Source organism: Collimonas sp., assembly GCF_044339385.1.
Taxonomy (GTDB): Bacteria; Pseudomonadota; Gammaproteobacteria; order Burkholderiales; family Burkholderiaceae_D; genus Collimonas.
The window spans coordinates 18,754-28,139 of sequence record NZ_JBIIVN010000012.1; the positions used below are offsets into that span (position 1 = coordinate 18,754).

Consider the following 9,386-nt stretch of genomic DNA (forward strand, 5'->3'; position numbering starts at 1 on the left):
ATTCATTGATGGCGGAAGCGTCGTTGACGGGCGTGGCGCCTGCCGACGGCAGCGGGTCTTTATTTGCGTTTTTCGATATCGAAATACATCCATTCGGTCGGCATCACCGGATGCTTCTTGTAGCCGATCACGCGCGGCTGGGTGATCATATTGCGATAGCGGGCGTAGCCGACGCGGATCGGTGCATAGACTTCCAGCAGGCGCGTCATTTTGTGATACAGCAGGTCACGCTCGGGGCCGTCCGGCAGCTTTTGCGAGGCCGCGTACAGCTCGTCGTATTCCGGCATCTTGAAGCAGCCGTTGTTGTTCTGGCCGACATTCGGGCCGTAGAACAGTTGCATGAAATTGTCGCCATCAGGATAGTCGGCAATCCACGGCGCGGTGCGGGTTTGCAACTGGCATTCTTTTTCAGCCTTGAGCAGGTCCGGGAAGGTTTTCAGATCGCCGGCCATGCGGATATGGATGCTGTCGTAGGTTTTCTTCCACATTTCCGCTTGCTGCTGGCCGTTCGAATCGGCGCGTGCCGAATAGCGCACTGTCAGCGGCTGGCCATTCGGTTGCATGCGATAACCGGCGGGGCCGATCTTGTAGCCGAACTTGTCGAGCAGGGCGTTGGCCGCTTCCGGTTCGTACCGGATGCTGCTCTTGTAGTTGGCATCGTGGCCGACCACGCCGGGCGGAATCGGATACTCCAGAGGGATCGCCTCGTCGTTCCAGACCACCTTGATTTCCTCGCGGACGTTATGCGCCATCGAGATCGCACGGCGCAGCGCGATTTTTTCCTTGCTGAAGCCGCCCAGTACCGGGTCTTGCATATTCCAATAGTAACAGCTGATTTCAGGATCGACGATGCGCGACAGTTGCACGCCTTTCTTGACGAATTCCGGCTTCAGCTTGCCGCCCGCCAGGACCTGCGGCGCCAGCGGGCCTTGCAATTCAGTGATATCGACTTCATCGCCTCCAAACGCCAGCAAGCGCGACTGGTCTTCCACCATCACGCTGATTTCAACGCGGCCGATCTGCGGCATGCGTTTGCCTTTCATCTTGGCGACGATGGCGTCGTCACCCGGTTCGCTGGCCTTGAAGTCCCAGATGTAGCCGCGATAGTCGGGATTGGCGGTAAGCACCATGCGTGAGCCGCGCACCCATTCGCTGAGAATGTACGGGCCGGTGCCGACCGGATGCGCCATGACGGCGCCTTGGGCGTCGCGATACTTTTCGATGACTTCACGCGCCACGGCACTGGTCGGCTGGTGCGCCAGGATCATGCCGAGGTTGAAATCGGGTTGCTTCAGGTGGATACGCAGCGTGTAGCGATCCAGCAGTTCAAAGCCGGGGACGTTGGCATCGTAGTCAAAATGGCCGCTCTTCTTGGCTTGCGCGGCCAGTTCGTCGAGACCGACGACTTTGCCTTCCAGCAGCCAGGTTTGCGGCGAAGCCAGTTGCGGATCGAACAGCCGCTTGAACGAATAGACGTAGTCGGCCATCGTCAGTTCGCGCTTTTTGCCTTTGAATACCGGATCATCGGCAAAATAAATGCCTTTTTTCAGTTGGATCGTGTAAGTCATGCCATCAGCGCTGACTTCCGGCAGCGATGCCGCCGCCGACGGTATCAGTTTGGCCGGGCGCGCCAGGTAATCGTAGGCGAACAGCGTTTCGAACACCGATTGATTGACCAGTTGCGAATGCAGATCGCGCGTCACTACCGGATCAAAACCGGTTTCCGGCGCGACGAATACAAAGCGCAAGACTTTCCCGGGATCGGCCGGCGATGTGGGCGCAGCCGCAACGGCAACCGATGCTTGCATCGGCAGTGCGCACGCCAGACAGGCAACCAATATCCCGCGTAACCAAAGCGAGTTCATATCATTTATCTCCTTCTAAGATCTCTAGCTAAATGTAACCTGCGGCGCGCTGACAGCGGCGTGCCGGACCAGGGGGCGTAGTACCGTATAAGCGGTGGGTTAATGTTTTTCGACGTCGACGTACTGCCAGTCCGAGTGCAGGATCGGATGTTTCTTGAAGCCCTTGACCCATGGCCGCACCAGCCAGTTGCGGATACGGGCGGTATGCAAGACCCATGGCGTGTCGGCTTCGACTTGTCGATTCATTTCCAGATAGATTTTGTTGCGCTCTTCGCCCAGCGGCAGCGCCAAGGCCTTGCGGTAAAGCGTATCAAATACCGGCGACTGGTAGCAGCCATGGTTGCCGCGGCCGGCGTTCGGCCCGTACAGCAACTGCATGAAATTCTCGGCTTCCGGATAATCGGCGGCCCAGGCCGCGCCCCACATCATCAGTTCGCAAGCAGTGGCTGCCTTCAGGTTGTCGGCGAAGTTGCTGACCACGAACTGGGTGCTGATGCCGATCAGGTCCAGCCCGCGTTTCCAGAGTTCGGAAATTTCGGTGTTGATACCGCCCTGGCTGCTGGTGGATTTGAGCAGCAACGGCTTGCCGTCCGGCATGCTGCGATAACCGTCGGCGCCGCGCTTGTAGCCGAAGTAATCCAGCAGTTTGTTGGCCAGCGCCGGGTTGTAATCGATGCTGCTGCGATATGCCGGGTCGTAGCCGCCGACTCCCGGCGGGATGATCGATTCGAGCTTGAATGCCTGGCCGTTGCGCAGCAGCGTCGCTTCTTCGTTGTTGTTATAGACCATCGCGATGGCGCGCCGCAATGCAATCTTGTCGTTGGTGTAGCCGCCGATGGTCGGGTCCTTTATGTTGAGGACGGTATAGGAGATGCCGGGATCGACCACGCGCTGCAAGGTGATGCCTTGTTCGGCATACTCCGGTTTCAGTTTGTCGCCATCCAGCGCGCTCAACGTGGCCAGTTCAGGGATTTTATCGAAATCGATCTGCTTGCCCTGGAATGCCAGCCAGCGCGACTGGTTTTCCTCGATGATGCTGATCTCGATACGGCCGACCTGCGGCATTCTCTTGCCCTGCATATCCTTGACGATCTGCTTGTCGATGGTATCGCCGGACGGCTTGAAATCCCAGGTAAAACCGCGGAATTCCGGATTCGCCAGCAGCACGACTTTGCTGCGCGGGACATATTTGTCCAGCATGTAAGGGCCGGTGCCGACCGGGTGCTGGCCGCTCTGCTGGCCATAGGTGTCGATGACTTCGCGCGCTACCGCACCGAATGCGCCATAGGCGACAACGTTGAGAAAGTTGTAGTCCTTGGCGTTGAGGGCGACCCGCAGCGTGTAGCGGTCCGGCGCCTGCAAGCCGGCGACCGGCGCATCGTAGTCGAACTGGCCGCTTTTCGCGGCTTTTTCGGCCAGCGCATCGAGGCCGACAATCTTGCCTGCAATAAAGCTGGCGGACGGCGAATGGTTTTTCGGATCAAGCAGGCGTTTGAAGGTGTAAATGAAATCTTGTGCAGTCAATTCTCTGCGCACGCCCTTGAAAGCCGGGTCGGCAGAGAAGTAGACGCCTTTTCTGATGTGGAACGTATAGGTTTTGCTATCTTCGCTGATCTCCGGCATCGCTTCGGCTGCCCGCGGCACCAGCTTGGCCGGGCGCGCCAGGTAATCGTAAGTGAGCAAGGTTTCAAAGATGGCCTCGCTGACCCAGCCGGAATAAAAATTCTGGGTTTTGACCATATCGAAGCCGTCGTCCGCGGCCTCGAAAGCGGTACGGATCACTTTCGACGGGTCGGCCGGATTGGTGCCGGCATGGGCGCTGACACTATTTGCCAATACGGCAAATGCAAGCACTGGTGCAATCAATACTTTTTTGAGCGTAACGGAATTCGAGATTTTATGGTGCATTTTCTTGATGCCTTTTGAGCAAGTGGTTGTTTTTCTGTTTTGTGGATAAGATCATTGATCCGCACCTCAAAACAGTGTCATCTCCGGTGACATCGCATTTATCTGCCGGTAGGCCGATGCCTGCGCAATCTGTCTTTTCTTAACTTTTTGCCTGTTTTTTGCTTATCGAAGGCGGCTAGCCACGCCGTTCCGGCCTGAGTAAAACCTGTGCATGTCGTTTCTTTCCCGTGCTGGTTTGGGTGGCCCTGCCGTCAATGGCCGCGCGATTCAGATCAAGGCAGGCATAGTACAGAATCCCTGCCAAAAAGATAGATAAGCGCCTAGTGTTTTTCGATATCCAGGTACTGCCATTCGGCTTGCAGTATGGGGTGATGCTTGAAACCCTTGACCCAAGGCCGGGTCATCCAGTTGCGCAGACGCGACACTGACAGCACCCAAGCGGTATCGGCCTCCATCTGCCGCGTCATTTGTATATAGAGCTGATTGCGCTCCGGGCCGGGCGGCAACCCCGTGGCCTTGACGTAAAGCGCGTCGTAGGCCGGTGAGCTGTAGCAGCCGTTGTTGCCCTGGCCGACATTCGGGCCGTACAGCAGTTGCATGAAGTTCTCGCCTTCCGGGTAGTCGGCAATCCAGGAGCCGTTCCACATCATCAGCTTGCATTCGGTAGCGACTTTCAGGTTATCGGCAAAATTGCTGACCTTGAAGTCAGCTCGCACGCCGATCTTGTCCAGGCCACGTTTCCAGATTTCAGAAAACACGACGTTGGTGGCGCTGGCCTCGGTGGTTATCCTGAGCGTCAGCGGGCTGCCGTCCGGCAGCGTGCGATAGCCGTCGGCGCCGCGCTTATAACCAAAGTGATCAAGCAATTTATTGGCCAGCGCAGGATCGTAGCCGATGCTGCTGCGGTAATTCGGATCGTGGCCGATCACGCCTTCGGGAATCGGCATTTCCGCCTTGACCGCCAGGCCCATGCGGACCTGGCTAATTTCATCCTGGACGTTGTAAGACATGGCAATCGCGCAGCGCAGCGCATTCTTGGCCAGGCTGGTGCCGCCGATCAGCGGGTCCTTAAAATTCATGAAGGTGTACACCACGCCCGGTTCCGTCACCGGATAGAGCTTAATGCCTTCGTCGACAAACGACGGCTTCAGTTTTTTTCCATCCAGCACGGTCGGCGCAGCCACTTGCGGCAAATAGTCAAAATCGAGTTGCTTGCCCTGGAATGCCAGCCAGCGCGATTGCTCCTCCTCAATGATGCTGACTTCGACGCGGCCGATCTGCGGCATCTTCTTGCCCTTCATATCGCGCACCAGTTGCTCGTCCCAGGCGCTGCCATCGGACGTGAAATCCCATGTGTAGCCGCGGTATTCAGGGTTAGCCGTCAGCACGATTTTGCTGCGCGGGACATAGCTTTGCAGCATGTAAGGGCCGGTGCCGACCGGGTGCTGGCCGCTCTGGTCGCCGTAGGCGTCAATCACTTCATGAGCCTGAGCGCCCAGCGAGATGAAGGCCATGATGTACATGAAGTTGTAATCGGGCGCCTTCAAGCTGATTTTCAGGGTGTAGCGATCCGGTGTTTGCAACCCTGCGATGGGTGCATCGTAATCGAAATGACCGCTTTTCCTGGCCTTTGCCACCAGCTCATCCATGCCGCTGATTTTTCCCTCCAGCACGCTGGCCGACGGCGAGCGATTTTTCGGGTCGAGGAAGCGCTTAAAGGTGTACGCATAATCCTGCGCAGTCAGTTCGCGTCGCACGCCCTTGAAAGCCGGATCGGGGGCAAAGTAGATACCTTTTTTGATATGGAAAATGTAAGTCTTGCTGCCGTCGAGAACCTCTGGCATGGCCTCTGCCGTCCCCGGCACCAGCTTGGAGGGGCGAGCAAGATAGTCATATGTCAACAAACGTTCAAAAATGGCTTCCGCTACCCATGCTGAATAAGCATTGTAAGTATGCACCATATCGAAACCATCGTCCGCCGACGTAAAGGCCGCGCGCACTATTTTGGACGGATCTGCCGGATTTGTTGCTGCAGCGGCATCAAATGCTGCACCTGCGACAGCGCCAAACAGCAATATTGGTGCGATGCACGCTTGTATATTTCTCTTAAAGTTCCACATTATTCGCTATCAATTTTTTTGTCGCTCGGCAGTTAATTACGCTCTATTTTAAAGAAAAATGGCTTAACTGCGCCGTAAAATAAGGGATATGTCTTTTTGCTATAAGGTTATGCGGTTTTATTATTTGGCGTATATAAGCAACAGTATGACCGGCGTTGCTGAAAATAAATGCTGTTTTTATTTTTTAGGATACACTAATTTAGCCGCATTACTAACTGTGGCATGTTTTTTGCTTAGGTGTTTTGGCGGAAATGTTTCAGGAAAATAATCACAAATTAAACCTGGAAACATGATCGTTAAGTATTGTTTAACACGCGAGAAAAATCTGCTTTTTGGTCGTTGTTTTGAATAGATTTTCGACGCATCGCCCAGAAGGCGATTAACAAATGTTGTTGCCTTACTACAAAACTTAAATTTCAAATCTAACTTTTACCCATAGGGAGTTTGGTTATGATGAAGGAACGGGGATTGCCACGTTCGCTGCGACTGATGTTTTCAGGCAGCGTAGCTGTTGGGCTCGGTCTGTTGGCCCATTCGGTTAACGCGCAGGAGACGAAGACGGACGATGCTCCACAGCAGTTACAACGAGTCGAAATTACTGGCTCGTCGATTAAGCGGGTAGCAAACGAAGGTGTTTCGCCTATCACGATTATCAAAGCTGACGATTTTGCTAAGGCCGGTATTACTACTGCCTCGGAAGCGTTGGGCACTATCTCTGCTAATCAATCGCAATTCACCACTGCCACTAACGTAGGTAAGGGCGGCACCGTTGGTGCTTCGGCCGACCTGCGGAGTCTTGGGTCGAACAAAACTTTGGTGCTGTTGAATGGCCGCCGCCTGGCGAATAGCGCATTTGACGGTTCCACTGTCGATTTGAACATCATCCCTATTGCAGCCCTGGACCGCGTTGAAGTCCTGCGCGACGGTGCTTCCGCGATTTACGGAACTGATGCGATCGGCGGCGTGATCAACTTCATTACCAAGCGCTCGTATACCGGCCTGAACGTCTCCGGCGAAGGCTTGGTTCCCTCAAAAAGTGGCGGTCAGGAAGGTCGTATCAATGTGGCGGGTGGCTTCGGCGACCTGGACAATGACGGCTACAACTTCTTTGGTATAGTCGATTACCATAAACAAAGCCGTATCACTGCTGGTCAGCGCGGAATTACCGGCATTGTTCCGAGCCTTGGCTTGAGCCAATCCAGCGGGAACACCTACCCGGCTAACTTTGTCGACACTGGCAACGGCGTCTCCGGCAATCCGTTGTTGGCAAGCGGTTGCAATGCGCCCCACTTGCTCCCCAATGCCAAGGGTACTTCTTGCCGCTACGACTATTCGGCGACAGTCGATGTTGTCCCTGAAAGTTCCGAACTTGCCGTGATCGGTAAGGGCACATTTAAATTGAATGCCGACAATAAGGCATCGATCGAATATCTGCACTCCGAAAGCAAAGTCAAGCAAACCGTCGCGGGCGACGTATTTGCTGGTGCCGGTACCGACTATCTGTTGCCTAGTTCTAGCAAGTACTACCCAGGCAACGGCATTACTCCGGCCTACCCTGGCCTGAGTGGTCAGCCGCTGTCGGTCAACTTCCGTTCTGCAGAATTTGGTGGTCGTGTCAGCGAAGCTAAAAATACGGCAGATCGTCTGCTGTTGAGCCTTGATGGCACGCTGCTGGGTTGGGATTACAAGACCGGCTTGAGCTATGCAGTCAGCAAGGCGCAGGGAAGTCTGGTTAGCGGTTATCTGAATAATGATTCGGTAAGAGCTGCACTGTTGAATGGCACTCTGAACCCATTTGGTCCATCTGATCCAGGTGTGTACGATGCGGTTAAAAACACCGGCAAATACCTGGATGCAAAAACCACCATCTCGTCATTTGATTTCACCGCAAGTCGTGAGATCGCGCAATTGCCGGCTGGTCCGCTCGGTTTTGCTATTGGCGGCGAATACCGTCATGAAACAGCAGAATACGATGTAATTCACTCGGTTGCTGATTTGTCCGTAAGTACTGGTTCGGCGACGGCCTTGTCCCAATCTGGTAAGCGTAACGTCGGTGCTTTGTTCTCCGAACTGAGCATCCCGATCGCCAAGAGTCTGGACGCGCAATTAGCTGTTCGTTACGATGATTACAGTGACGTCGGCAGCACTGTCAATTCGAAGATCGGCCTGCGTTGGCAGCCTAGCCATAACTTGATGGTCCGTAGTTCTTACAGCACCGGCTTCCGGGCACCGAGCTTGTACGAATTGAATAAGCCTAAATCGACCACCTACACTTCCGGTTCTTATAGCGATCCGAAGCTGTGCCCAGGCGGAAATGTTGCTCCAGGCGGCGTCGAGTTGCGTGATTGTGGCACGCAATTCTTTACCCAAACTGGTGGTAACAAGAGCTTGCAACCAGAAAAGTCGAATTCCTTCGCCCTGGGTACGGTTTTTGAGCCGATCAAGAATGTGACGGTTTCGATCGACTACTGGAATATCAAGATCAAAAACCAGATAGGTGTGATTTCTGAGGCTGATATTTTTGCTAATCCTACCAAGTATGCAAATCTCTACGTACGTAACCCAGATGGTTCGTTGGACTACATCGTTCAAACCAACCAAAACCTGGGCAACGTTAATACACAAGGTTTCGACTTAGGCCTCGGCTGGCGTTTGCCTAAGACCGGCATCGGCGACTTTGCATTTTCCATCGAGGGTACGTACGTTACTCAGTACGACTACCAGAGCGAAAAAGGCGGAGCGTTCCTGAACAATTTGGCTGTTTATGCTGGTGGTGTCGGCTCTACTCCGGGAGTGGTTTTCCGTTGGCGTCATAATGCGACGGTTAACTGGAAGAATGGTCCATGGAGCGCAATGTTCCAACAAACCTTCAGTACCGGTTACGTAGATGCAAACAACGCAGTGTCGGCTCCATACGATACGCATAATGTTGGTTCCTACACCCGTTACAACACTTCGCTGACCTACACTGGTATTAAAAATCTGACGCTGACAGGTGGCATTAAGAATATTCTTAATAAGCAGCCGCCTGCTAGTAATCAGATTGACAACTTCCAGATCGGCTACGATCCACGTTACGGCGACATCGTTGGTCGCTCGTTCTTCGTGCGTGCTAACTATCAGTTCTTCTAATAGCGGGACTGGATTGGCTTAAGCATTTCGTGAGCAAACCACCTGGGAAGTTTTCCAGGTGGTTCTGGCTTTTCAGAATGCATAATTCAATACAATCGTTATGCTGTTTTATGAGGCATTGATGTAGTATTTATGGGCGCACAAAAAATCAGCGATAGCAAGCCAAAATCCCTTTTATATGAATTGCAATAAAAGTTTAGCGGCTGGTTATACAGTTATTAATCAACGGTGTAGCTGTTTGAGCTTCCCCCGAAATTTAGTCTTCCATAGGTAACGTAAAATCAACGATCCTTTGGAAAGACCAGCAATGAAGAAGATACCAAAACAGATGTACACGGCGGAGTTCAAGGAGCTAGCCGTG

At 53.7% G+C, this 9,386-nt stretch carries 4 protein-coding genes; 1 reads left to right on the top strand and 3 read right to left on the bottom strand.

The features are described from left to right. Positions 1 to 59: 59 nt before the first annotated feature. From ACIQ0R_RS01820 to ACIQ0R_RS01830, 3 genes are all read right to left on the bottom strand, one after another. Positions 60 to 1,865, bottom strand: a complete 1,806-nt coding sequence (locus tag ACIQ0R_RS01820) for an ABC transporter substrate-binding protein (RefSeq protein ID WP_395823107.1) — start codon at positions 1,863 to 1,865, stop codon at positions 60 to 62. A 99-nt stretch (positions 1,866 to 1,964) separates the two neighbouring features. Next, entirely contained in the window at positions 1,965 to 3,773 is a 1,809-nt protein-coding gene (locus ACIQ0R_RS01825) for an ABC transporter substrate-binding protein (protein WP_395823109.1), read from the bottom strand. 320 nt (positions 3,774 to 4,093) lie between these two features. Then, a complete protein-coding gene (locus ACIQ0R_RS01830; RefSeq protein WP_395823111.1) occupies positions 4,094 to 5,734 on the bottom strand; it encodes an ABC transporter substrate-binding protein in 1,641 nt (546 codons plus the stop codon). Between the two features lie 609 nt (positions 5,735 to 6,343). On the opposite strand from ACIQ0R_RS01830, the gene ACIQ0R_RS01835 reads away from it, so the two are divergent. Then, positions 6,344 to 9,025, top strand: coding sequence for a TonB-dependent receptor (locus tag ACIQ0R_RS01835; protein ID WP_395823113.1), 2,682 nt, complete (start codon positions 6,344 to 6,346; stop codon positions 9,023 to 9,025). Positions 9,026 to 9,386: the final 361 nt, after the last annotated feature.

What these genes read in the sequence shown, in the direction of transcription:
- ACIQ0R_RS01820 (WP_395823107.1), bottom strand. Translation starts at nt 1,865, where the DNA reads ATGAACTCGCTTTGGTTACGCGGGATATTGGTTGCCTGTCTGGCGTGC.
- ACIQ0R_RS01825 (WP_395823109.1), bottom strand. Translation starts at nt 3,773, where the DNA reads ATGCACCATAAAATCTCGAATTCCGTTACGCTCAAAAAAGTATTGATT.
- ACIQ0R_RS01830 (WP_395823111.1), bottom strand. Translation starts at nt 5,734, where the DNA reads ATGGTGCATACTTACAATGCTTATTCAGCATGGGTAGCGGAAGCCATT.
- ACIQ0R_RS01835 (WP_395823113.1), top strand. Translation starts at nt 6,344, where the DNA reads ATGATGAAGGAACGGGGATTGCCACGTTCGCTGCGACTGATGTTTTCA.